Below are 23,717 nucleotides of genomic sequence, written 5' to 3'. Positions count from 1 at the left end.
AAAGCTAGCCGTCCGCCCGGAGTTGACTGACAAAACCTAGGTCCTCGAAAGGGCGAGTGGAGTTGGATCGCAGTGTTCACACGGTTCTCTGCCAACCTCTGCGCGAGGCGCTGATCTAGCCGAGTGCGTAGAGGATGTCTGCGTCTTCGGGCAGTCCGTCGAAGATGCTGAGGTCGGAAGTGATTTCGCCGATCTTGGTGAGCTGTCCCGGGGAACTGGTGGGCTTGAAGATCAGTGCGACTTCGTCTTTGGGTGCGTAGTACACGATGTCGCCGGGGCGGACATCGTCATAGAAGGGGCCGGTTTCGGTGAGTCGGGAGGCGACTGCCCCGAAATACTCGATGCCGGCGTTCCGGATCGAGGGCACCGTGACGGGCATCGATTCGATGAAGTCGCGGGCGGCGTCGGAGTCGTTGAGCGTCGCGGCGATGGCGGTGCCGTCGATCGTGATCGTGATCGGCGTGGCGCCGGCCACCTGCTCTGCGGTGGGGGCAGGCGAGGATGCGGCTGCCGCGGGCGTCGTGGCCGTGATTGTCGACATGGGCGATGCGACCGGCGTCGATGTTGACTCGGTGGAGCAGGCAGCAAGGGCGAGAACCGCGGCCGTTCCGATCATCAGTGTGATTGCTTTCTTCATGGTCAGTCCTTTTTCGGGGGTGTCTGGGGCAGGTAGGTTCCAGCGCCAGGGGCTTGTGCGGCCGCGTTGCGGATGGTGTTTCGAAGGGTCGTGGCGATGATGATCGATCCGACGACGAAGGCGCTGGCGACCAGTGGGATGGTGGCGACGCCGACGGAGTCGAGGGTGACGCCTCCGACGGTCGCGCCGGCGGCGAAGCCGGCCTGGGCGAGGAGCACGCCGATGCTGGTGGCCGTTTCAGGTGCCCGGCGTCCGGCAAGCAGGATGGCTTGTTGGTAGACGACGACTGCGGCGGCGATGCCCAGCCCCCATAGTGCGACGGCGACGAGAACGATGACGAGGTTCCCGCCGCTGAAGAAGAGCACGGCGAACCCGACGGCGACGGTGATGGGCGCCGCCACGAGGGCGGCGTACACCGATCGGGAGCAAAGTCGGCCGATCAGGATCGTGCCGACCAGTCCGCTGGCCCCGATCAGGAACAGGGTGACGCTGGTGATGTACTTCGGGATGCCGAGGTCCTCGAGATAGGCGTCGATGTAGGTGAGGACGACGAAGTGGGCGAGCATGACCAGTGCCCATCCGATTGCGACACGCAGCACTCCGGGCAGCCGAGCCGTCTGAATCAACGACAGGCCTTTCTCCTGGCGTTCCCGCACGGCGGGAACGATAAGGGCCATCAGCGCGCCGGCGATCAGGGCAAGCGCGGCGGCAGCGACGAACGTGACCCGCCAACCGAAGGCGTTTCCCGCCAACGATGCGAGGGGTGCACCGAGCGCAATCCCTAGGCTGGTGGCGGCGAAGACGACGGTGATGGCCTTCCCGGCGTGCCGGGGCCCGGCGATGCGAACGGCGACTGCCGGGAAGAGGGTGCAGATCAGCGCGTAGCAGGCGCCGCCCACGAACCGGCCCACGTCGGCGACGACCAGGGTCGGGGCAACGGCGACGATTACGTTGCTGCCGACGAAAGCGACCATGACGACATTGAGTGCGCTGCGCCGCGAGAAGCGCAGGGCCAGTGCGGTCAGCGGGAGCACCAGGATCGCGTTGCCAAGCGCATAGGACGTAGTGAGCGTTCCGGCGGCTGCGGTGCTGATGTTCAAGTCGGCCGCGATGCCGCCGAGCAGCCCGGCAGGACTGAGTTCGATGGCGACGGCGAGGAACCAGGCGAACCCTAGAACGAGGATCGGCACCCACGGGAACCGCGTGGGCGCAGCCGGTTCCGGGGGGCGAGCGGCCCGTTCTGTGAGGGTCACGGCCGAGTTGGTCATGGTCTTCCTGTTTCCTTGGAGAGTGTGGCGGGCCTGCGGTCGGGACGGCAGGACGGGGCGCGGATCGGGCATCCGCGCCGCTTGTCTTGGTGCTGGTGTCCGCCGGCGCGGTGCCGGCTGGGTGGTCGTGCCGCGGCCCATGAGCTCTCACGCGATGCCCGTCAGCGGTGTGGTCCTTGGGGCCTAGCGAGGCGAGATTCGAATGGAGGCTGATTTCGGGCCGTGGCCTTGCATGATCGGCACGGCCGAGCTGCCTGGGTACTTGGCTTCGTAGGCGGCGTCGATCGCGGCTTCGTCGGTGGTCCCGGCCGCCTCGAACGTCACGTCGTGGTAGGTGCCCGCGACGCGGACGCGTCCTGCCTTCTGGGTGACTGCGGCCCGGTACCACCGGGATTCCTGCCCGTTGGCGGCGCGCACGTACACGTTGCCGCCGACGACCAGCGCCCAGGTCTGGTGGGCGTGCCGTGGGTGGTGCCATCCTCGCGGACCGGGGAGACAAACAGGTCCCCGGTCTCGGCGATCGTCTTGAGCTGCTCAGCTCTGTCCCTTCGGATCAGCGTTCGATCGAGGCCATGTTGGCCTCGTCGTGGCGTTCCCCGGCGGCGGGTCGGAGGGCGTTCAGCCGGTCCAGCTGGTCGCCGGTGAGTTCGATGCCGTCGGCCGTGGTGTTTTCCTCGACCCTGGTAACCCGGCGGGTGCCGGGGATCGGGGCGATGTCGTTCCCTTGGGTCAGCAGCCATGCGAGGGCGGTCTGTGCGGGGGTCGCGCCGATCTCGGCGCCGATGGCCTTCACCTCGTCGACGATCGCGAGGTTGCGGCGGAAGTTCTCGCCCGTGAACCGCGGGTTGGTTTTGCGCCAGTCGTCGTCGGCGAAGTCGTCGACGGAGCGGATCTGGCCGGTCAGTAGGCCGTGTCCGAGCGGTGAGTACGGGACGAAGCCGACGCCGAGTTCGCGCAGCAGCGGCAGGATCTCCGCCTCGACGTCGCGGGTCCACAGCGAGTACTCGGTCTGCAGTGCCGAGACCGGCTGCACGGCGTGTGCCCGGCGGATGGTCTCCGGGGATGCCTCGGACAGCCCGAAGTGCAGCACCTTGCCCTCGGCGATCAGGTCCGCGACCGCTCCGGCGGTCTCCTCTATCGGGGTGTCCCGGTCGATCCGGTGCTGGTAGTAGAGGTCGATGTGGTCCGTGCCGAGGCGCCTGAGGGAACCCTCGACGGCGGCCTTCACGTTCGCCGGGCTGCTGTCGATCACGCCCGGACCGGCACCGGAATGGGAGACCAAGCCGAACTTCGTTGCGATCTTGACCTGGTCGCGACGGCCCTTGATGGCCTGGCCGACGATCTCCTCGCTCAGGAACGGCCCGTAAATCTCCGCGGTGTCGATGTGCGTGACCCCGAGCTCGAGTGCCCGGTGGATTGTGCGAATCGACTCCACATTATCTAGGGCGCCCTCGCTGGTGTAGGTGCCCGCCATGGTCATGGCGCCGAGTCCGATGCGGGAGACTTCCAGGCCTCCGAGGCGTGCGTTCTTCATGTTGTGTTTCCTTTCGCTGTGGTACTCAGGCTTGGGACGTCGGCTGGGGCCGGTTTTTGGGCAGGCGCTAGCCACGTGCGTCCCACGGAAGTGTTGCGGGGTTTGCTTGAATCGATCGGTCGGCAGGCGCCCTAGGTTTGGGGACGCGGCCGGCGCCGATAGTGGGTGTTAGGCGTTGTCGTGGGCGAGGTTGCTGGAGAGTTCGCGGTGGGCTTCGGCCTGGGCCTGGAGTTCCTTGGCCTTGGTCTCGAAGACTCCGACGGCGTCGGCTCCGGCGGCGAAGCGCAGCGGCGGTTCGTCCAGCTCGGCCAGTAGGATCAGGGCGTCGGCGAGCTTGGCCGGGTCCCCGCCCTGCAGGCCGTTCATGCCCTTCCACGCGGTGACCGTCTGCTGGGTGCGCTCGGCGTAGTCCTCGATGGTGGGTTCCGCGTAGCTGGTGGATTCCGGGGTGAGGAGCTCGGTGCGGAAGAATCCCGGTTCAACGATCATCGTGCGGATGCCGAACGGGGCGACTTCCGGGGCCAGGGACTCGGCCCAGCCCTCCACACCGAACTTCGACGCGGCGTAGGCGGTCAGGAACTCCCCGCCGACGATGCCGGCGGTGGAGGAGATGGTGACGACGAGGCCTGAGCGCTGGGCCCGCATGACCGGCAGGGCCGCGCGGGTGACGTTCATGGGTCCGAACATGGTGGTTTCGATTTGTCTCCGGAAGTCCTGCGGGGTGATTTCCTCGAAGAAGCCGGCGTAGAAGTTGCCGGCGTTGTTTACGAGCACGTCGATCCGGCCGAACCGCTCGACGGCGGCCTGCACGGCCGCCTCAGCGGCGGTGGGGTCGGTGACATCGAGCTTCACGGCCAGCAGGTTCTCGCTCGCGCCCACGGCCAGAGTGACTTTTTCCGGGTTGCGTCCGGTGGCAACCACCGTGTGTCCGGCGGCCAGAGCGGCCTTGGCGATGTCGGTGCCCATGCCGCGGCCGGCGCCGGTGATGAACCAGACCTTTTGTTCGGTCCTGTCGTTGTTTTGTTCAGTCATGTTCTGTCTTTCCTGGGTTGAGTGTTCCGGGCCGCGCGTGGGAGCGCAGATCCGGGGAAGATCCGCTGGTGGTGGTTTCGGGAGGCGATGCGGCCCAGCTGGCGAGGAAAGCCAGCGCGGTTTCGGACGCAGAGCCGGGCTCAGCGGTGAAGGTGAACAGGGTTTGTCCCTCATCGCCGGGAAGGTGAAGCGTCTCGAACTGCAGCGACAAGTCCCCTGCGACCGGATGGTGGAAGCGCTTGGTTCCAGTGGTGTGGATCCGAACGTCATGGCCGGCCCACAACGCGGCGAACAGCCCGTTGCGTGTAGTCAGCTCCCCGACCAGCTCGTTCAATGCCCGGTCGTGCGGGTTCCGTCCAGCTTCCAGGCGCAGCATCGCCACCGTGGTGGCCGCGATCGCGCGCCAATCGGGGTAAAAGTCCCCGGCGCCCGGATCGAGGAAAAGGTAGCGTGCCTGGTTCGGCAGCTGGCCTGGCGTCTCCGGACCAGCAGCTGCTGCGGACTCGAACACTGGCCCGTACAGCGCTCGGCCCAAGAGGTTGGCGGCCAACACGTCCGAACGTCCGTTCTGCACCATAGCGACCGCTCCGGTCATCCCGTCCAGCAAACGCAAGACTCCGGGACGGACCCGCTGCTGCGGCGGCCGGTGCGCCGTACGCCGGGCCGGCGTGTTGGCCGTCCTCGCCAAATCCATTAAATGCGTCCGCTCTGCCTCATCCAGCTGAAGGGCGGAAGCCACAGCGTCTAGCACCGAGTCCGATACGCCGCGGATGCTGCCGCGTTCCAGCCGGGTGTAGTAGTCCGTGCTCACGCCGGCGAGCTGCGCCACTTCCTCACGGCGCAGGCCCGGCACGCGGCGCAGCTCGCCATAGTTGGGGATGCCGGCCTGCTCCGGGGTGATCCTCGCGCGCCGCGAGATCAGGAAGTCACGGATTTCTTCTTTTCTTTCCACATCCCCCACGCTACGCAGGCTGGACGGACGGTGGCAGTGTCTATCAGACACCCCCACTTGAGGAGGATGCAGGTGTGGACACTCATAAATTGGGTGTCTCGTTTACGAAGTGGGGGTTAACGACCAGCAACCGACACGGTGTTCGTTGCCGAGCTGTGGATATCCGAGACCGCTCACCGCGCCGCCGTGGCAAAACAACTCACTGCGTCCCGCATGCCGGCCCCACCGCGACACCAACCGCCGGCACTGGCGCTGCGGGAAATCCGATACAGATACTGGAATCCTGGATTCGCGAATACCCCGCCGCAAACTGTCCCGCTCACCTTGGACAATCGCGATAGTTGCACTCTTTTCCGCGCAGATCATCGGCTACGCCCGGAGCTCCACCAACGAACAGGATCTGACAGAGCGGCATAAGGCGCTTACGGGTCGTCCCCGAGGGCCTGATCAATCGTGACCACGGCACGACCGGACCGAACAGTAGTGGCCGGGACTGAACGAAGCCCTTGCGCCTATCCGAGCCGGTGGCACCCTGGTCGTCACCAAACTCGATCGGTTCACCCGGCCCGCACCCGATGCTCGAGAACAGCATCGAGGAATTCCGGCTGTCGGCAGGAATGACAATGACGATTTGGCGCCAAGTCACGCAAGTCATGCAGTTTCAAGCGCTCCCGGCCATGAAGGAGTACGCAGCAACACCGCTGTCCAAGCCGAGAGAAGGAGCCGCCAGACCAAACCGGCCACCAACAAAAATGGGCCCCGCAGGGACCCATCAGTGAACAGTTTGTGCACACCCAGCGGCCCACAAGCCCCTGAAGAGGGAAAACACGTGCCCGAGGTGGGACTCGAACTGCAATTCCAGCCCCCGCAAACACTGGGAGGTCCCGGAAACATGCGGAATCCGGCCCGATCCGACCCCAGTACGACCCAGTCCGAAGCCCAAAGTGTGTACTTTGTACACACGCCAATTTCATCGCTTAGACATTCCGCTGCCAGAAGACCGATTCCCGATTCGAAGGGATGAGGTTCTCGTTTGTTCTCACAAGTTCCCGCTGCAATTTCCGCCGTCCCCCAGGGCTATTCGCTGGAGCGGGGCTGATTTCGACGGTTGCCTCGCAGGTGCGGGAGGGCGCTCATCGGCGGCAGGTACAGGCTTCCGGCATACCTGCGGGAGCCGCGACGCACCGGGCGGACCTGCTTTCGCCCGGCCCTTGAGCCACGGGCTCAGGCCCCGGCAGGCCGATCGCAGTACGGCCTTGCGCCGGGACTACTCCAAATGCAGTACATCGATCGATCGGATCGAACGATGACTGCGAGAAGGCATTTGGGGAGCATTAGAGAGTAGCCAGCCGCCCCAACGGTGCAGCGGCACCCCCTAATTCCTTGGAGTACATCATGCCTAATGTCCTTGCCGCGATCGGGCGCTTCAGCGCCCGGCACCGGTTCATCATCATCGCCGCCTGGGTGTTGATCTTCGCGGTGTTCACCGGCATCACCGCAACGTCGTCCGACATGAGCGGCTCGACGGGCGGCATGCCGTCGACGAGCGCAGCGAATGCCCTCGCGACGGTGCAGCAGAAGTTCCCCGACATGAACAGCAGCCCGGATAAGAAGACGCTGCAGCTCGTCATCGAGACACACGGCGCTGCGAACGTCAACGACGCTGACACCAAGGCGGCCATCGAGTCGACCCTGGCCCAGGCCGAAGCGCTGCCGCACGTGCAATCGGTCAGCGACCCCTACAACGTTCTACGCCCCTACATTTCCAAAGACGGCACCACAGTCGTGTCCACCCTGGAGTTCACCGGTATCACCGATGACAATGGCGCGGAGACTTACGAAAAGGTCGTCGGCTTCGCCCAGGACCAGGGCTCCCAGTTCACCACCCAGGTCGGCGGTGCCATCGCGGAAGACAGCTACGAAGCGTTCGGCCCTGGTGAGGTCGCTGGTATCCTCATCGCGTTCCTGGTGCTGCTCATCACGTTCGGGTCGCTTGTCGCGGCCGGCGCAAATATGCTCGTCGCGATCTCCGGCGTGGCCATCGGCACCATCGGCGTCGTCGCCTGGTCGGCAATCCATCCCATCGACTCCACCACGATCACCCTGCCGAGCATGCTTGGACTGGCAGTCGGCATCGACTACTCCCTCTTCATCCTCACCCGCTTCCGCGCAGAGCTACGCGCCGGGCGAAGAGTCGACGACGCCGTGTCCCGCGCCACCGGAACTGCCGGGACCGCCGTCGTCTTCGCGGGCCTGACCGTGATCATCGCGCTCGTCGGTCTCTGGATCACAGACATCCCCGCCATCCGCGACATGGGCCTGGCGGGAGCCTTCGCGGTCATCGTGGCCGTCTTGATGTCACTGACACTGCTGCCCGTCCTCATGAAGTCCCTGGGTTTGAAGGCGCTCTCGCGCAAGGACCGCAAGAAGCTGCTGGACGGCCAGATCAAGGAAACGGAGCTGACGCGCCGCTCCTTCGTTGGGGGCTGGAGCAAGACGGTCACCCACCGTCCGCTGCCGATGCTGCTCGGAGCCGTGGCGGTCCTCGCCGTCCTGGCCGTGCCGTTCATGAGCATGAAGACGGCTGCGAACATCCCCGGCGGCAGCAGCCCCGATTCCACCCAGCGGCACGCCTACAACCTCATCGTGGACAAGTTCGGCGGCGTTCAGTCGCCCCTGATGGTCCTCGCAGAGGGCGACAAGATTTCCGGCCAGATCAAGACGATCGAGAGCGAACTCGCAGGACTCCACAACGTCAGCGCCGTCATTCCCGGCGCCGTGGACCGTGCCGGCGACGCGGCACTCATCACGGTCATCCCGGCCGGGGGGCCCATCGACGAGGGCACGAAAGACCTCGTCCAAAACATCCGCGACGACGCCTCCAGCATCAGCGGAGTGCACCTCGAAGTTACCGGTGAGACCGCGATCGGGCTCGACACCACGGCCCTCATGACCCAGGCCCTGATCAAATACGTCGCCGTGATCGTCATCCTCTCCTTCCTCCTGATGATGGTGATGTTTAGGTCGCTGCTCGTGCCGCTGTTCGCCACCGTCGGGTACCTGCTCTCGCTTGGAGCCGCATTCGGTGCGCTCACGGCCGTGTTCCAGTGGGGCTGGCTGAAGGGCATCATTCAGGCACCCCAGGGCGACCCGATGATGAGCCTGCTGCCGATCATCCTTGTCGGGGTGCTGTTTGGCCTGGCAATGGACTACCAGGTGTTCCTCGTCTCACGTATCCGCGAGGAATACGTCGGCGGACGGTCCCCGAAGGACGCGATCATGACCGGTTTCCGAAAGTCCGGACCCGTGCTCATTGCTGCCGCGCTGATCATGGGCTTCGTGTTCGGCGGCTTCGCCTCCAGCACGATGACGTTCGCGGCCGAGACCGCGTTCGGACTTCTGGTCGGAGTCCTGGCCGACGCCTTCTTGGTGCGAATGATCATCATGCCGGCCCTCCTCTCGCTGGCCGGACACGGTGCCTGGTGGATCCCCGGATGGCTCGACAAGATCCTGCCCAACCTCGACACCGAAGGCCACGGCCTCGGCGACGCTCACGAGGACGCCCACGAGGAACGTGCTCTCGTGAACGCTTGATGAGTTTCCCCTGACGGAAGGGCCCCGCAGCACTGCGGGGCCCTCTCGCCCGTCCGGACGCCGGCGAGTCCCGTGTTGTGGGACACGTGATGCGAGCTTCTGCTTGCCCCGGCGCCGTGCATTGCAGAATAGAAAGAAGCAGCGAGTGAACGATAATCGTGGGATGACATCAAACACCGCCGCGTCGGCATCGCCGGGGTTGGCCTGGTTTCTGCGCGGCCAACTCCTCGACCGCGTGGTTCTGATTCTGAGCTGGGCCGCTGTGGTCACCGAAATTTTCGTGCTGGGGCTGTCCGGTGAACCGCCGCTCGGCTACACGGGCGTCGTTCTCGTGGCGGCAGGCCTCGTCCTGGGCCGATTCCGGCGCATGCTCGGATTGATCCTCGTTGTCCTCGGCGCGGTCGCTGCAGCTCTCCTCGCGACCGAGTTCGTGGCGATGTGGTCGGTCGTCGTCTTTACCTTGTTCTCCGTGACCGTGCGCGGTACGCGCGCCATTGTCGCGCTGCTGATCGCCGGCATCCCCGTCTACTTCTCCCTTGTGATCCGGGAGCACTGGAACTTTCAGGCATCTGTGGCCCTCGTGGCCTCGGCATGCTGTGCCGTAGGGGCTGCGGTCGGCAGCGCCGTGCGCGCCCAGCAGGGTTACCTCGAGTCCATGAAGCAACGCGCGCTCGACGCCGAAGCAACAGCTGACCTGGCTGTTGAACGCGGAATCGCTGAGGAACGGGTGCGCATAGCCAGGGACCTCCACGACGTCGTGGGCCATGAGGTCGCCGTGCTCGGGATGCATCTTGGCGTGGCCGAAGTGAGCCTCTCCGCTGGAGACACGGCCGCCCGCACGGCGCTGGACTCTGCCCGTGCCAGCGTGCGCCGTGTGCTCCACGAAACACAGCTGATCCTCGCCGTGCTGCGCCGCGGGGGCGATGACGACGATCCGCACCGCCCGACACCTGATATCGCGCAGATACCGGCACTTATCGAAACATTCCGCGCCGCAGGTGTAGCTGTGGATTTCGTCATCGACCCAGACACCGGGGAGTTGGACCCGACGGTGGGTCTAGCTGCCTTCCGGATCGTGCAGGAGGCACTGACCAACGCGCAGCGGCACGGCCAGGGACAGGTGAAACTGGCCATCCGCTCTGCTGACGGACACCTGAGCATTGTGGCGGAGAACGATTGTGTAAGTAACCGGAAGACCAGCGGTGAAGGCAGGGGCTACGGATTGGTGGGCATGCGTGAACGCGCGCGCTCGGCCGGAGGCCGCTTGAGTGTCGATGACGATGGCCGCAGGTTCCGCGTCACGGCGACACTGAAGACGGACGGAGGGATGATCCAATGATCCGCGTGTTCATTGTCGACGACCAGGAAATGATCCGCGTCGGCCTGCGCGCGATTCTGGACGCCCAGCCCAACATCACCGTGGTGGGCGAGGCTGGGGACGGACTGGAGGCGGTCCGGCTGCTCGGCGAACTGGACGTTGACGTGGTCCTGATGGACATCCGCATGCCGGGCGTCGACGGCGTGGAAGCGACCCGCCGGATCCGGCAAAGCATCCCGGCCGAATGCGTCCGCATCATCATCCTGACAACATTCGATCACGACGAAACCGTCTTTGCCGCGCTGCGGGCCGGAGCCAACGGCTTCCTCAGCAAGGGCGTAGGACCTGCCGAACTCGCGGCCGGAATTGAGGAGGTCGCCGCCGGAGGGGGTGCCCTCTCCGCCACTGCCGCTGCCGCGCTGATCGACCGGGTCGCCGAAGAGCGGCAGGTCGACGTCGACCCCGCCCTGGCGGACTTGTTCTCCGCCCTCACGCCTAAAGAGCGCGACGTCGTCATCGCTATCGCCACGGGCCAGAGCAACCAACAGATCGCCGAAACCATGTTTGTCTCGCCCTATACGGTCAAGACCCACGCCAACCGGGCCATGGCGAAGGTGGGGGCCAGAGACCGCGCCCAACTGGTGGCCTATGCATACCGTGCGGGTCTTGCCTCCTGACCCACCTGCTGTCTGGTCCTCGCCCGCACGTGCCTGCAGTGGTTACCCTGCTGCCTCTTCAGGCGGGCGTTGCCTACGCTGGATAATCACACCGGGACGGGTGTATTTTCCACGACTTCGTTCGCCGTCCAGTCGTGCGGCTCCAACGTCTGTTGACACATCGAACCCCCAGAACCGACCATGCCAGGCGGCTGGACGGAGTGACAACGCACTATGAGTCCGGCCCGCTGAACGTTTATGCGGAGGCCGTAAGCGAGCCCCATCAGTTCCCCATCCGCCTGCACCGGTTGCGGTGTTTCGCTGCGGACCTCTATGCCGCGGCCCCGGACACGCGGCATGGCAGCGTGCGAATGAGGGTTGCGGGTGCCCACCGCCCAGGCGACTCTGGCCCAGGCGGAGATGCTGCGGGGAAGCAAGACCACGCCATCAAGCATTCCATCGCTGGGGTCGGCCTCGGGCATCAGCGACAGGCCCATGGTCAGCGTCCCACAGTTGCCGACAATGACGCCTTGGGAAGGCTGGGAAAGGACCAGCCGACCGTCGACGCGCAATGTCGTTGGTTCCATCACGCGGCCAAGAGCGCGTGCTCCGGAGACCAGATACGCCGCGTGCCCAAGGCGCTGCTTCATTTTCTGACCGGCGCCGGCCATCATCGCGGCATCGAACCCGGTACCGGCCATCACCAGGAACGGGTAACGCTCGGTGTATGTGCCGTCACCTGTCCGGTCGAGTTCCAGCCAGCCGGCGTCCACAGCACGATCCTGGCCCTCGCAGATCATCCGAACGGCCGCTGCGGCATCATTGTGCGGGACTCCGAGGTTACGAGCCAGCAGGTTTCCGGTACCCGCCGGCAACAGTCCCAACGGCAGGCCCGTTCCCATCAGTTCCTGGGCAACCGTGCGGATCGTCCCATCGCCCCCGGCAGCCAGCACAATGTACACGCCGGCGGCCGCGGCCCTTCGGGCCTCCTGACCTCCCCGTGTCGCCGCAGTCGTCGGAAACCAAAGCGGCGGAATCCATCCATGGCGTCGAAATTCCTGATCCACGCGGGCGCGGAAACGAATTAGCTCAACCGGATGAGCGAACTTCGTCGAGTTCACCACGACGGCCGCGCGTGCCGCGCTTCGCGGGGCGGCTGTAGTGGCCTCCCGATGCAGGGGGGTGGTTGCGGCTACATCGCATTGGTTCAGGTGCATAGATCAAGGCTCCCCGGGAAGGGCATCACCCCACATCGTCTGCAAGGACCGACCCAAGTACTGCAACCGCAGTACATGATCCAAGGCGACATTCTGACGGTCAGCGGCGGCCGGGCAGAAACAGACAGTTTGGACCCCGTGACTTAACGTCTCTCCCCCGTTGCGGCGGAATTCATGTCTTGGGAAAGGCAGGATTTCCTGGTGGCGTAGTCCTCTATGCCGTCATCCTTAGGCGACATGCCCCGGCCGGCTCAGCCGGTGAGTTGTGCGAACGCCTCGTCCACGGCCTGCCATGGAGCCGTTCCCGGCTCCTGCTCCACCCACCAGATGAGCCCGGCCAGTGCCGTGCTCTGCACGGACCAGGCGAACACTTGGGCGCGGAGGGCGTCGACGCCCGGTTGTGCGACGGCGAAGTCGTAGAGGCTCTGACGCCACAGCCGGAACGGGGCCGATGTGCTGCTCTGCAGTTCTGGGGTCCGTCCGACGATGCGGATCCGGTGTTGGGCGGTCGGGTGGACGTCGCCTTCGCGAATCATCTCCACAAGGGCGGTACGCGCGCGCTCGAACAGAGGGGCCCGCGGTGAGGTCTGCTCCAGGGCATCCGAAAGGATCTGGAACGACGCTGCGAGCGGGCCCCAAACGATGTCCGCCTTCGTCGGGTATCGGCGGAAAATCGTGCGCGCGGTGACGCCCGCTTCGGCGGCGACATCGGCGACGGACACCTCGTGGAATCCGTGTTCCGACCAGAGGCGCAGGGCGACGGCCTCGATCTCTTCAGCCGTGACGGCGACCGGGCGCCCGCGAGGTGCCTTCGGTGTCGCAGCTGCGGTCATGGCAACACTCTAGTCCTCGAGATATTTATGTCATAGAGTGACGCAAATAAGCCCGGCGTCGGCCGGGCTGCATCCCACCCGGACACAGGGGTCCGGGAAGCGAAGGAGCAAGGTATGTCAGAGTCGAAGTTCTTTGACCACAGCTATGACGTCGTCGTCGTCGGCACCGGCGCCGCAGGATTGGCAACAGCCATGGGCGCCGCAGACGAGGGCCTGCGGGTTCTCCTGCTGGAAAGCACGGGCAAGTGGGGCGGCAACACGTCCATGTCCGGAGGCGGCATGTGGCTGCCTGACAACCCGCTCATGCAGCGCGACGGTGCCGGCGACTCCCGCGACGAGGCGCTGACCTACCTGGAGGCGACGGTCGGCGATGAGGGTCGTGCCACGACGCGCGCCCGCAAGGAGGCATTCGTCGACGGCGTCGCCGACTTCATCACCACAGCCGAGAAGTACGGCGTGACCTTCCTGCGTGCGGCGGACTACCCCGATTACTACCCCGAGCTCCCGGGCGGCAAGATCGGCCGTGGCCTCGAGGTGAAGCCGTTCGACATCAAGAAGATCGGTGACTGGTGGAAGACGTGCCAGGCGCCCGCTGCGCTGCCGGTCAAGACCGACGACGTGTGGCTCCTGGGTCGCGCCTGGTCGACGCCGGCCGGATTCGTCCGCGGGGCGCAGCTCGTCTTCCGCGCCCTGGGCGGCGTGGTCACCGGCAAGAAGCTCGGCGGCATCGGCGCCGGGTTCGCCGCTGCGTTCCTCGATGTCGTCGTGCAGAAGCAGGGTGCTGAGCTGTGGCTGAATGCGCCGCTGCAGGAACTCATCGTCGAGGACGGTCGTGTCGTCGGGGCGCGGATCACGCGTGACGGCAGGCCCGTGACCATCGGCGCGACGCGCGGCGTGATGCTCGCCGGCGGCGGCTTTGACCACAACAAGGACCTCCGCCAGAAGCACCACGGGATCGACGGCGCCCCGTCGGGCGCCCCGGGCAACCTCGGGCGCCCCATCGAGATCGCGCAGGATATTGGCGCCGCGCTCGAGCTCATGGACGACGCGTGGTGGGGAGGATCGATTGCCGCAGCGCCGGGTCACGGCCCCGCGTTCATCGTCGGAGAGCGTTCCCTGCCATACTCGATCATCCTCGACGCCAAGGGTGACCGGTTCGCGAACGAGTCCGAGTCCTACGTCGACCTCGGTCACCACATGCTCGAGCACGACAAGGACGGCCCGTACTGGATGGTCGGCGACGTGCGCCATGCCCGGCGCTATCTGCGCACCTTCGCGATCGACCCGAAGAACAACAAAGCAATGAAGGAGGCGGGGATCATGGTCAAGGCGGACACCCTCGCCGAGCTCGCCGCGAAGCTCGACATGGATCCTGCTCGTCTGAAGGCAACCATCCACCGGTTCAACGGCTTCGCTCGGACCGGCGTCGACGGCGACTTCGGCCGCGGCAACTCAGCCTACGACCGCTACTACGGCGCCCCGACCGTTCACCCCAACCCCTGCCTCGGTCCGCTCGAAAAGGGCCCATTCACCGCGTTCCAGGTGGTGATCGGAGACCTCGGCACCAAGGGCGGCGTCGTCACCGACGCCCAGGCCCGTGCGTTGCGCGAGGACGGCACTGTCATCGAAGGCCTCTACTCGGCGGGCAACAACTCCGCCTCGGTCATGGGGCGGACGTACCCCGGCCCGGGCTCGACCATCGGACCCGCCGTCGTGTTCGGCCTCCGCGGTGCTCGTCACATGGCACGCCAAGGCGGCTGACGGCAGGGAAGGGAGGGACAGTACGCATCCCGTCCCTCGGCTTTGTCCCCCAACGTCAGTTGGCCTTCGCCCGGGGAACCTGAAAGTCACACCACACAGAACTCGCGGCCGCATGAACTCGTGTCAGCAGAAGTATGCAAAGAGGGAGTCCCAAAGAAGCAACGGCAGGAGACACACTCCGGTGTGGACAATGTACACGCCACCCTTGGACGGACAAACAGCCACCAGTTTCTCCCAAGGCCCCAGGAATCAGCGGATCGAGGCCAAGAATCTGGAAAGAAATCCCCGCAGGTCATGTCGTCAACAGAACCCCACGACATGAATAGGTACAGGACCAACCACGGCCAACCAGAACAAGCCAGAAAGGAGACCCGGATGACCCCACATCCCAGCAGGCGGACTGCCCACCAGCCAGGGCCCTGACCCCGCCACTCAGACAACTTCACAGGCCACCGCGGGCGGCCCGGCAGCGCCGCGACAAGCGCCAGAGGGACCCGACCGGGGTAAATGCACACGTTAAAGCAAAAACCCCTCTGACGAGGCGAAATGCTGTGCCCGAGGTGGGACTCGAACTGCATTCCCTCCCTTGCAAACACTGGACTCCCCCGGAAACATGCGGGATCCGGCCCGATCCGACCCACATAAGACCCGATCCGAAGCCCGAAGTGTGGACAATGTACACACCCAAATTCGCCGTTCCAGAGCACTGCAGCAGAGCACCGCATCCCACTTCAAGGGATGCGTCTCTTCGTCGAGATATGGCGCCTCATCGACGATGCTGGTGTTATCTCCGTGGCCGCGTCAGCCGGCCATGTCCGGCGCCCCGGCCAGGAGGCGGCGATCCGACGGTCAGTCTTCCGCCGGCGTAGAGTGCGCGAGTGCGTGAGCGACCGCTTTGCGCCAGTCAAGGGTGCCTCCGCCCTCGTGGCCGTTGAAGGGCCATACCTGGAGGAATTTTTCGGCTGACCCGTAGTTGTTGTAGGCCGCGTATACCGTCGAGGGCGGGCAAGTGATGTCCATCAATGCGGCCGACATGAAGAGCGGGGCCGTCGCGCGGCGGGCGAAGAAGACACTATCGAAGTTCGCCAGCGTTGCCATTGCCGTTTCGGCATCTTCGCGGCGAGCCTTCAGGAACGCGGCAATCTCTCCGTAGGGGTGCTGGTCCGTGATCTCCACAGCACGCGGGAAGTCGCAGAGGAAGGGAACTAGCGCAATCACGGATATGAGATCGGGAATGAGGCCGGCTGCCGTCAGCGCGACTCCCCCGCCCTGGCTCTGTCCGGCGACACTCACGCGGGTGGCATCGACGAAAGGGAGCGAACGGACAGCGTCCACCGCCCGTACAGCATCGGTAATGAGCCGGCGATAGTAGTAGTCCTCACGGTCCAGGATTCCCCTCGTCATGAAGCCGGGGTGCGCAGGCCCCGTCGCCCCCGTGTCCCCAGTCTCTCCGACGGACCAGACGGAGCCCTGTCCACGGGTGTCCATCTTGAAATGCGCGAAGCCGCTGGATGCCCACAGCAGCGCATCCTCCGGATACCCGCGGCCTCCGCCATAACCGACGTACTCGACGACGGTCGGCAGCGGACCGTCGGTAACGCGCGGGACCTGCAGCCAGGCCGCGATGGGCTGGCCGCCGAAGCCGGGAAAACGCACGTCGAAGACGTCAACTGTCGTGAGGTTCGATTCGACCTTAGTCAGAGTCGGTGTTCCCTCGAAAGCGCGGGCTTCAGTTAGAGTCCGGCGCCAGAACTCGTCGAAATCATGCGGTTCGGAGCCGGATCCGGTGTATTCCCGCAGCTCGGCTAGGGGAAGGTCAAAAAGAGCCATGGCTGGCGGTGCCTTTCTGAGCATCGAGGATGGAATGTAGTGGTGGAACGGCGTCCATGGCGGTGTTCCGACATGCCAACGACGTCTCCTAAAGGCCGGTGCTTCCGCCGACCATGGAATGCGCCGGCGCCGCGGTGGTCTTCCGCGCGATGAGGGTTGCCTGCATCAGCGTGTGCACAGGCTCTGTGCGGCCTCCGACCCGCTCCAGCAGCATTCGCCCCGCGGCGGCGCCCATGTCCAGGCCCGACTGATCGACGGTGGTCATCGAGATCGGCGCCAATGAGGTGGTGAAGATGTTGTCGAAGCCGGCCACCGACATTTCAGCGGGCACGTTGATTCCCGCAGTCCATAACGCGGTAAGTATCCCGAGCGCGGCCACGTCAGCGCCGGCAAAGATAGCGGTAGGCCTCTCGGGCCGGGACAAGATCGACCTGCCCGATTGTTCACCACCCTCCTGGCTCCACTGTGACTGGACAATGTCAATCCCCTCGCCGAGGCCATGACGGATCATCGCATCGACGTATCCGCGTACGCGGACCTCTTCCGGCAGGCGGGCATCGTTCCCGCCGTTCGTTTCGTGATTGATGTAGGCGATGCGCCGATGCCCGAGCCCCACCAGGTGATCGACAACGATCCCGGCAGCCACAAAGTCGTCCACTGCCACCGAGTCGAAGGCGGGGCTGGACCCGTGGCGGCCGAGGACCACCACCGGGAGCGTCCTGGCGAGACCCTCCAGTTCTTCATCCGTTCCCAGTGGAGAAATCAGCACAATCCCGTCCATGCCCCGGTCGATCAGATCTTCGACCATCCGGTCCTGAGCCTCTTTGCCGGAGCCCGCCGGAGCTACCAGCAGCCGATACTTTTGCCGTTCAGACTCCCTCCGGATGCCCTCAACCAGCAAGGACGAAAACTCATTGTGGAGGTCGGCCACCACGACGGCGACAGTGTGAGTTCGTCCGCGCATGCCTCGGGCTGACGCCAGTGGCCTATAGCCAAGAGCCTTCATGGAAGCCTGAACTTTGATCTTCATCTCGGGGCTGACGCCGTAGGCATCGCGGAGCACTTTGGACGCGGCAGCGGTAGATACACCCGCATGACGAGCGACGTCCACAATCGTGGGCCGTTTGCTAGTGGAAGCCGTACTCATCGCACATCCTCCCATTCGACTGCATTCACGCTCAACATCCCTTCTTGACATATTCCAGTCAGAACCACTTGGCAGATCCAGTAAATGTGATCTACGCTATAAGAAGTGTATAACGTACTACGAGCCTAGGTCCACAAAGACCGAGCATTTCACGTAGAACGTGCTATCAGTAATTTTGGAAACTGGACGAACCCCTCCCCCTGACGAATGGTCGGTTTCCTGCGCAGCTGCCAGTGAAACGATTCACACCTTAGGTTACAGCCGCTCCGAGCGGCTAGTCCTCAACGAAGAGAATGGACAATGCGATGACGCAACGTGAACTCGCACGCCCCCCTGCTGAGGACGCCCGGTCCTTTGAAATAGCGCCGCCTGGGCCTGCCACGGCTCGAAGACGGCGTCTGCCTTCCCTTGGCCGTGGCGGTGCCCGTGTGAAGGCCCCCTGGTGGTTCCTTCTCCCCGCGGCCGCCGTCTTCACCGTCATAGTCGTGATCCCCAGCTGGCGCGGGGCTTTCTACGCCCTGACCGACTGGGACGGGCTGTCGCCCCAGTTCAACTTCGTCGGGCTGGATAACTTCGTCCGGGTGTTCAGGGACTCCGCGGCCGGCGCATCGATCCTCAACACCGCGCTCTATGCTGTCGGCATCATGGTCGTGCAGAACTTTGTCGGCCTGCTTCTGGCTCTGGGGGTCAACTCAGCGATCCGGAGCCGCAACTGGCTGCGCGTGCTGTTCTTCGCCCCCGCCGTCGTGACGCCTCTGGTTGTCGCCAATTTGTGGCAGTACATCCTCGCTCCACAGGGTGCGTTGAACACCGCACTCCGGGCGGTCGGGCTGGACTTCCTCGCGCAGGACTGGCTGGGCAACGCGCAGCTGGCGCTGCCCGCGATCATTTCGGTAGTGGTGTGGCAGTTCGCCGGCTACTCCATGGTGATCTTCCTGGCCGGCCTCCAGAGCATCCCGGAGGACGTCTACGAGGCCGCAAGCCTCGACGGCGCCGGATCATTCAAGACGTTCTGGAACATCACCCGGCCCCTGCTCGCTCCTTCGATCACGATCAACCTGATGCTGTCCCTGATCGGCGGCCTCAAGCTTTTCGACCAGGTGCTGATCATGACCCAGGGCGGACCCGGCAGCGCCACCGAGAGCCTCAGCACAATCGCTTACAAGGACGCCTTCCAGTTCCAGCTGTTCGGATACAGCACCGCCCTGACCCTCGTTTTGACCGCCTTCGTCGCGGTCGCCTCCCTCATCCAGTTCACCCTGCTCCGCCGAGGAGAAGACAAATGAAGCGCTACACCCTCRAAACAGGGGCCCTTGAAGTTGTGATGATCCTCGTGGCTCTCCTGTTTGCCGCTCCCGTCTACGTGCTGCTCAACACAGCACTTAAATCAGAAGGAGTGACGACATCCCTCACCCCCGTCGCCAACCCGTCCTTCGACAACTTCGTGACAGCATGGGTCAACGGCGGCCTCGGACCGGCGATGGTCAACAACATCGTCATCACCGTCGTATCAGTCTTCCTGGTCGTCGTGATCAGTGCCTCCGCCGCCTACCCGCTGGCACGCATATCCCGGACCTGGTCAAAGCTCACCTACGCGTTCTTCCTGGGCGGGCTCCTGATTCCGAGCCTGCTGGCGCTCATCCCGCTCTACACAACGTTCCGCGACCTGCAACTCATCGGATCGATCTGGGGCCTGGTCATCATCTATGTCGGCGCCCAAATGCCGTTCTCGATCTTTCTCTACGTACAGTTCCTGCGGTCCCTGCCCCTTGACTTCGAGGAGGCCGCCACCCTGGATGGCGGCAGCCCGTTCCGGGTCTTCTGGCAGATCGTCTTCCCCCTGATGCGGCCCATCACCGGCACTGTCGTCATCCTCAACACGATTACCGTGTGGAACGACTTCTTCACCCCGCTGCTCTACCTCTCAGGCAGCGGGACGAACACGATACCGATTGCCATCTACTCGTTCACGGGACAGTACGTCAACCAGTGGGGCACCATCTTCGCTGCCCTCATCATTGGCGTGACCCCCCTCCTGATCTTCTACTTCCTCCTGCAGCGCAGCATCATCAAGGGCTTCGCAGGAGGGCTGAAGGGTTGAGCGGACGACGCGCACAACGTCCCCGCCCAGCCTGCTCCACCCCAGCTCCAATGACCCCAAACCCGCACTTCAAGGGAGAACCATGCGTCACAAGAAAGTCCTCACCGCCCTCGGCGCGATTGCCGCCGTCGGCATCACCCTGGCGGGGTGTTCCTCGAACGCCCCAGCAGCCAACTCCGGTTCGGGCACTGTCACCGTAGCCCGGCTGTCCGGCTCCGACGACAAGTGGAAGGCAATCGCCGACAAGTTCCACGAGCTCAACCCGGACCTGACGGTCGCGTACACCATCATCCCGACCGACAGCTACAACCAGCAGATGGGCACCCGGCTCTCGGCGGGCACGGCCACCGACGTCCTGAACGTCTTTCCCGGAAGCGGTAACGCCACTGCCGTGCGGTCCCTGGCCAAGAACGGCTACCTCGCTGACCTCTCCGGAGAGGGCTGGGCCGCCAGCCAACCTGACTCAACGACTTCCGCCACCAGCTATGAAGGCAAGCGGTACATGTTCACGGACGTGGCCGCCGCCAACACCCTGGGCGGCGTCTACAACGCCAAGGCCCTGCAGGACGCCGGCCTGAAGATCCCCACCACGTACTCCGAAGTCCTGAACTTCTGCGCGGACGCACAGAAGGCGGGCAAGGTCGCTTACGCCCTGGGCGCCCAGACGCAGTGGGTCACCCAGCTCGTCACCTACGCGCTGGCCGCCAGCGAGGTGTATGCCAAGGACCCGGACTTCAACCAGAAGCAGCTGAACAAGGAAGTGACATTCCAGGACAGCGGCTGGCTGGATTCCATGACCAAGTACAAGGAGATGTTCGACAAGGGTTGCTTCAACAAGGACGCCCTGGGTACTTCCGTGGACAACCAGACCGCAATGGTTGCTGACGGCCGCGCGCTCGGCGCCATCCAGATTTCCACCATGGCCAACTCCATGCAGAAAGCCAACCCGGATTTGAACGTTCAGCTGGCACCTCTTCCGGCCACTGACAACGCAGCCGATACACGGCTGGCTTTCGGCCTCGGTGTGGGCTGGGGCGTCAACGCCAAGGCCAAGAACGCCAGCGGAGCCAAGAAATTCGTCGAATTCCTCGCCGGCAAGGAAGGAAGCGCCATGAACGCCGACAAATTCGGCATAGCACCGAACGGAGAGATCGAGTCCAACGAGATCAACAAACTCGAAGTTCCCTTCGTCAAGGATGGCAAGGCGACCCCGTTCCCGGACGTTGACTGGCCCTCACCCCAGGTCCAGAACCTGCACCTGACAGGCATCCAGGAAATGCTGGGCGGCTCCAAGGCGCCCAAGGACGTGCTGACATCGATGCAGGATGCCTTCACCGCTGCACTGAAGTAGCAGGACCAGGACGGGGCGTTCACCGGTGATGGATGCCCCGTCCCCGCCACCCGAGCCGTGAAACACACGCTCCCCCGGACAACACCATGACAGTCGATAAGAAATGAAGAATCCCGAATTGGTTCAAGAAGAGCAAACCATCATCAGGGAGGACCTGGACGGTCCATGGTTCGAACTGTCCATGGACCCGGTTGAGCCGTCCCGCAGCGGCGTAGCCTCCTCCATGAGGTTCCGCGCCCGTATCAGCATCGACTCGCCCTCCGCCACCCCCGCCCGGCTGCACATTGCCGCCGACTCGCGGTACCGGCTGAGCGTCAATGGCGTATTCGTTGCGGCCGGACCCGCCAAGCCCTCCGGCCGGACCTGGTTCGCCGACACCGTTGATGTCACACACTGCCTTGTTGCCGGGGAGAACATCATTGGAATCGATGTCGTGTCCTATTCAGCCTCGGCGCTCGGGAACGCTTCCGTCCTGCGCACTGGCAGGCCCGGGCTGCTGGTCAGGGGAACAATCGGCAACGAAGACCTCTCTGCGCCGGCGGCATGGAAGTGCCGTTCGGTGCGCGGACGGCATTTCCAGCAGGGCCGCAACACGCTCTTCCTCGGCATTCAGGAATTCGTTGACGGCGACGCCAGCGAACATGACTGGCTGGAACGCGACTTCGACGATTCGCACTGGCGGATTCCGGTCCAGGACAGCCTGGAACCGTTCAGTGCCCTCCCCCGGCCGGTACTCGCGGACAGGCCGATCCCCCACCTCACCCTCGACCCCATGCCGATTGCCGATGTCACCACTACGTCGGGCCCCGGGATCGATTGGGCCCGGCTCCTGCGGGGCGACGCCGTCGACATCCCTTCAGGGACCGACGTCAGCGTCGATCTCGACGCCGGCTTCCTCATGACCGCGTTCCTTTCGGCCTCCGTCGAGTCGGGCCGCGGCGCGCGCCTCGAGATCACCGCCGCGGAGTGCTACGAGCAACCCCCGACCGAAGTCCCCTGGCTGCGGCGCAAAGCCGACCGCACCGATCACGTCAATGGCGACCTGCACGGTGACCCGGACCGCTACCTCATCTCGGGAAGCGGAACACCGGAGCGCCCGGAGAAGTTCGCGCCCTTCTGGTTCAGGACATTCCGATACCTGCGGCTTCGGATCACCACCGCGGAAGTCGCCGTCCGGCTCCGGCCGCTTACCCTCACCAGAACGCACTATCCCCTGGACATCAGCGGGTCCTTCGCCTCGTCCTCCGGCCTGGATCGGACGCTCTGGGACGTCAGCATCCGGACCCTCCTGAACTGCATGCATGAAACGTTTGAAGACTGCCCTTTCTACGAACAGCTGCAATACGCCATGGACACCAGGTCCCAGGCCCTATTTTCCCTCCACCTGTCCGCGGACGACCGGCTGGTCAGGCGGGCCATCGAAGACTTCGCCGCCTCCGGAGACCCGGCCGGGCTGACCGAGAGCCGCTCCCCGAGCGTCGAACCGCAGTTCATCCCGGGCTTCTCGCTGTACTGGATCAGGATGGTCGCGGACCACGTCGATCACGTCGGGGACCGCTCCTTCACCGAACGCTACATTGGCAGGATCGATGCGGTGCTCGGGTACTTCGATGACAGGCTGTCCCCGGACGGCTTCGTCATCTCCGCCGGGGACGGCGGGGCACTGTGGAACTTCGTCGATTGGACCGAAGCCTGGCGCGGGACCAGAGGCGTGCCGGAGCTTGGGCCCCGCCGGGCGAACACCATCGTCACCTTTATGTACATCGCGGCACTGCGCTCGGCAGCATCCGTCGCGCGCTTTTGCGGCCGGACCGGGCTCTCCCACGAGTACGCCTCCCGGGCCGACGCCCTTACCACCCTCATCTCATCCGGCCCGGGCTGGGACGAGGAGACGGGATACTTCCGCGACACCGACCGCGGGCGGCCACAGAGCGTCCACGCCCAGATGTGGGCCGTCCTCTCCGGCGCCGTGAAAGGCGACCACGCGGCCGACCTGCTCCGCCGGGCGACGGCCGACGGAGAGCTGGCCCCCTGCTCCTATGCGACCGCCCTCGATCTCTTCGACGCTCTCCGCTGCGCCCAGGTCCACGACCGGATCGACTGGAAACCCTGGGAAGAGATGCTGGCCATGAACCTCACCACCTGGGCCGAGGACGCAGTAAGCCTCCGCAGCGACTGCCATGCCTGGGGAAGCGTGCCCCTGCAGCATTTCCCCCGTTACGTCCTCGGCGTCCGGCCCGCATCGCCCGGGTTCGCCAGCGCGGCCATTGACCCGGCCCCGAGTGACCTCGACTGGGCCGAGGGCACCGTTCCCACCCCGCACGGGCTGATCACCGTTCGGTGGAAGCGGGCAACCGACGGCCTTCGCAGGGTGACGGTATCCGCACCGCTGGCGATGGGGCTGCAACTTGCCGATGCCGCCTCCGATCTCACGGAGCAGGTCGACACCGACCAACGGACCCTGACTTTCACGCTCTAACGACCTG

The 23,717-nt window shown here is 64.8% G+C and carries 17 protein-coding genes and 1 pseudogene; 8 read left to right on the top strand and 10 right to left on the bottom strand.

Going from position 1 to position 23,717, the window contains the following annotated elements; translation table 11 throughout:
• Positions 1-115: 115 nt before the first annotated feature.
• The 6 genes and pseudogenes from AC1DZQ_RS19965 to AC1DZQ_RS19940 form a co-directional block, all read right to left on the bottom strand.
• Positions 116-637 (bottom strand): cyclophilin-like fold protein, encoded by a 522-nt coding sequence (locus AC1DZQ_RS19965; protein ID WP_476965133.1) that lies wholly within the window; start codon positions 635-637, stop codon positions 116-118.
• A gap of 2 nt (positions 638-639) precedes the next feature.
• On the bottom strand, positions 640-1,905 hold the full coding sequence (locus AC1DZQ_RS19960) for an MFS transporter (RefSeq protein WP_476965132.1): 1,266 nt from the start codon (positions 1,903-1,905) through the stop codon (positions 640-642).
• A 183-nt stretch (positions 1,906-2,088) separates the two neighbouring features.
• Positions 2,089-2,361: pseudogene (locus AC1DZQ_RS19955) on the bottom strand (DUF2255 family protein); the annotation flags it as partial.
• A 97-nt stretch (positions 2,362-2,458) separates the two neighbouring features.
• Positions 2,459-3,439 (bottom strand): aldo/keto reductase, encoded by a 981-nt coding sequence (locus tag AC1DZQ_RS19950; RefSeq protein WP_476965131.1) that lies wholly within the window; start codon positions 3,437-3,439, stop codon positions 2,459-2,461.
• 168 nt (positions 3,440-3,607) lie between these two features.
• The gene (locus AC1DZQ_RS19945) at positions 3,608-4,471 is read right to left on the bottom strand and encodes an SDR family oxidoreductase (protein WP_476965130.1); all 864 of its coding nucleotides are present in this window, start codon (positions 4,469-4,471) and stop codon (positions 3,608-3,610) included.
• Positions 4,464-5,423: a helix-turn-helix transcriptional regulator gene (locus tag AC1DZQ_RS19940; protein ID WP_476965129.1), complete on the bottom strand. Its 960-nt coding sequence runs from the start codon at positions 5,421-5,423 to the stop codon at positions 4,464-4,466. The genes AC1DZQ_RS19945 and AC1DZQ_RS19940 overlap by 8 nt, the downstream gene beginning before the upstream one ends.
• A gap of 1,395 nt (positions 5,424-6,818) precedes the next feature.
• On the opposite strand from AC1DZQ_RS19940, the gene AC1DZQ_RS19935 reads away from it, so the two are divergent.
• The 3 genes from AC1DZQ_RS19935 (at position 6,819) to AC1DZQ_RS19925 (ending at position 11,012) form a co-directional block, all read left to right on the top strand.
• Positions 6,819-9,017 (top strand): MMPL family transporter, encoded by a 2,199-nt coding sequence (locus AC1DZQ_RS19935; protein ID WP_476965128.1) that lies wholly within the window; start codon positions 6,819-6,821, stop codon positions 9,015-9,017.
• A gap of 163 nt (positions 9,018-9,180) precedes the next feature.
• A complete protein-coding gene (locus tag AC1DZQ_RS19930) occupies positions 9,181-10,356 on the top strand; it encodes a sensor histidine kinase (protein WP_476965127.1) in 1,176 nt (391 codons plus the stop codon).
• Complete coding sequence (locus tag AC1DZQ_RS19925; RefSeq protein ID WP_476965126.1) at positions 10,353-11,012, top strand: response regulator transcription factor; 660 nt, start codon at positions 10,353-10,355, stop codon at positions 11,010-11,012. The genes AC1DZQ_RS19930 and AC1DZQ_RS19925 overlap by 4 nt, the downstream gene beginning before the upstream one ends.
• Positions 11,013-11,098: 86 nt before the next feature.
• Here AC1DZQ_RS19925 and AC1DZQ_RS19920 read toward each other — a convergent pair whose 3' ends face one another.
• Positions 11,099-12,208, bottom strand: coding sequence for a diacylglycerol/lipid kinase family protein (locus tag AC1DZQ_RS19920; protein ID WP_476965125.1), 1,110 nt, complete (start codon positions 12,206-12,208; stop codon positions 11,099-11,101).
• Positions 12,209-12,459: 251 nt separating this feature from the next.
• Positions 12,460-13,041, bottom strand: coding sequence for a TetR/AcrR family transcriptional regulator (locus tag AC1DZQ_RS19915; RefSeq protein WP_476965124.1), 582 nt, complete (start codon positions 13,039-13,041; stop codon positions 12,460-12,462).
• A gap of 114 nt (positions 13,042-13,155) precedes the next feature.
• Here AC1DZQ_RS19915 and AC1DZQ_RS19910 point away from each other — a divergent pair, with 114 nt between their 5' ends.
• Complete coding sequence (locus AC1DZQ_RS19910) at positions 13,156-14,802, top strand: FAD-dependent oxidoreductase (RefSeq protein WP_476965123.1); 1,647 nt, start codon at positions 13,156-13,158, stop codon at positions 14,800-14,802.
• Between the two features lie 849 nt (positions 14,803-15,651).
• Here AC1DZQ_RS19910 and AC1DZQ_RS19905 read toward each other — a convergent pair.
• Both AC1DZQ_RS19905 and AC1DZQ_RS19900 read right to left on the bottom strand, forming a co-directional pair.
• Positions 15,652-16,632, bottom strand: a complete 981-nt coding sequence (locus AC1DZQ_RS19905) for an acetylxylan esterase (RefSeq protein WP_476965122.1) — start codon at positions 16,630-16,632, stop codon at positions 15,652-15,654.
• 88 nt (positions 16,633-16,720) lie between these two features.
• Positions 16,721-17,779, bottom strand: coding sequence for a LacI family DNA-binding transcriptional regulator (locus AC1DZQ_RS19900; protein WP_476965121.1), 1,059 nt, complete (start codon positions 17,777-17,779; stop codon positions 16,721-16,723).
• 428 nt (positions 17,780-18,207) lie between these two features.
• Between AC1DZQ_RS19900 and AC1DZQ_RS19895 the strand changes: the two genes are divergently transcribed.
• The 4 genes from AC1DZQ_RS19895 to AC1DZQ_RS19880 all read left to right on the top strand — a co-directional run bounded on the left by AC1DZQ_RS19895 (position 18,208) and on the right by AC1DZQ_RS19880 (position 23,710).
• Positions 18,208-19,065, top strand: coding sequence for a carbohydrate ABC transporter permease (locus AC1DZQ_RS19895; protein ID WP_476965120.1), 858 nt, complete (start codon positions 18,208-18,210; stop codon positions 19,063-19,065).
• Positions 19,062-19,880, top strand: coding sequence for a carbohydrate ABC transporter permease (locus AC1DZQ_RS19890; protein ID WP_476965119.1), 819 nt, complete (start codon positions 19,062-19,064; stop codon positions 19,878-19,880). The genes AC1DZQ_RS19895 and AC1DZQ_RS19890 overlap by 4 nt, the downstream gene beginning before the upstream one ends.
• A gap of 82 nt (positions 19,881-19,962) precedes the next feature.
• Complete coding sequence (locus tag AC1DZQ_RS19885) at positions 19,963-21,231, top strand: ABC transporter substrate-binding protein (protein WP_476965118.1); 1,269 nt, start codon at positions 19,963-19,965, stop codon at positions 21,229-21,231.
• 118 nt (positions 21,232-21,349) lie between these two features.
• Positions 21,350-23,710 (top strand): alpha-L-rhamnosidase-related protein, encoded by a 2,361-nt coding sequence (locus tag AC1DZQ_RS19880; RefSeq protein WP_476965117.1) that lies wholly within the window; start codon positions 21,350-21,352, stop codon positions 23,708-23,710.
• Positions 23,711-23,717 lie beyond the last annotated feature (7 nt).

The sequence above is a fragment of the Arthrobacter sp. P1_C12_2 genome (assembly GCF_056406415.1).
Note: the sequence above shows the minus strand (reverse complement) of the source record. Positions and strands in the feature narration are given on the sequence as shown.

What these genes read in the sequence shown, in the direction of transcription:
- AC1DZQ_RS19905 (WP_476965122.1), bottom strand. Translation starts at nt 16,632, where the DNA reads ATGGCTCTTTTTGACCTTCCCCTAGCCGAGCTGCGGGAATACACCGGA.
- AC1DZQ_RS19885 (WP_476965118.1), top strand. Translation starts at nt 19,963, where the DNA reads ATGCGTCACAAGAAAGTCCTCACCGCCCTCGGCGCGATTGCCGCCGTC.
- AC1DZQ_RS19950 (WP_476965131.1), bottom strand. Translation starts at nt 3,439, where the DNA reads ATGAAGAACGCACGCCTCGGAGGCCTGGAAGTCTCCCGCATCGGACTC.
- AC1DZQ_RS19965 (WP_476965133.1), bottom strand. Translation starts at nt 637, where the DNA reads ATGAAGAAAGCAATCACACTGATGATCGGAACGGCCGCGGTTCTCGCC.
- AC1DZQ_RS19925 (WP_476965126.1), top strand. Translation starts at nt 10,353, where the DNA reads ATGATCCGCGTGTTCATTGTCGACGACCAGGAAATGATCCGCGTCGGC.
- AC1DZQ_RS19935 (WP_476965128.1), top strand. Translation starts at nt 6,819, where the DNA reads ATGCCTAATGTCCTTGCCGCGATCGGGCGCTTCAGCGCCCGGCACCGG.
- AC1DZQ_RS19960 (WP_476965132.1), bottom strand. Translation starts at nt 1,905, where the DNA reads ATGACCAACTCGGCCGTGACCCTCACAGAACGGGCCGCTCGCCCCCCG.
- AC1DZQ_RS19945 (WP_476965130.1), bottom strand. Translation starts at nt 4,471, where the DNA reads ATGACTGAACAAAACAACGACAGGACCGAACAAAAGGTCTGGTTCATC.
- AC1DZQ_RS19910 (WP_476965123.1), top strand. Translation starts at nt 13,156, where the DNA reads ATGTCAGAGTCGAAGTTCTTTGACCACAGCTATGACGTCGTCGTCGTC.
- AC1DZQ_RS19900 (WP_476965121.1), bottom strand. Translation starts at nt 17,779, where the DNA reads ATGAGTACGGCTTCCACTAGCAAACGGCCCACGATTGTGGACGTCGCT.
- AC1DZQ_RS19920 (WP_476965125.1), bottom strand. Translation starts at nt 12,208, where the DNA reads ATGCACCTGAACCAATGCGATGTAGCCGCAACCACCCCCCTGCATCGG.
- AC1DZQ_RS19930 (WP_476965127.1), top strand. Translation starts at nt 9,181, where the DNA reads ATGACATCAAACACCGCCGCGTCGGCATCGCCGGGGTTGGCCTGGTTT.
- AC1DZQ_RS19915 (WP_476965124.1), bottom strand. Translation starts at nt 13,041, where the DNA reads ATGACCGCAGCTGCGACACCGAAGGCACCTCGCGGGCGCCCGGTCGCC.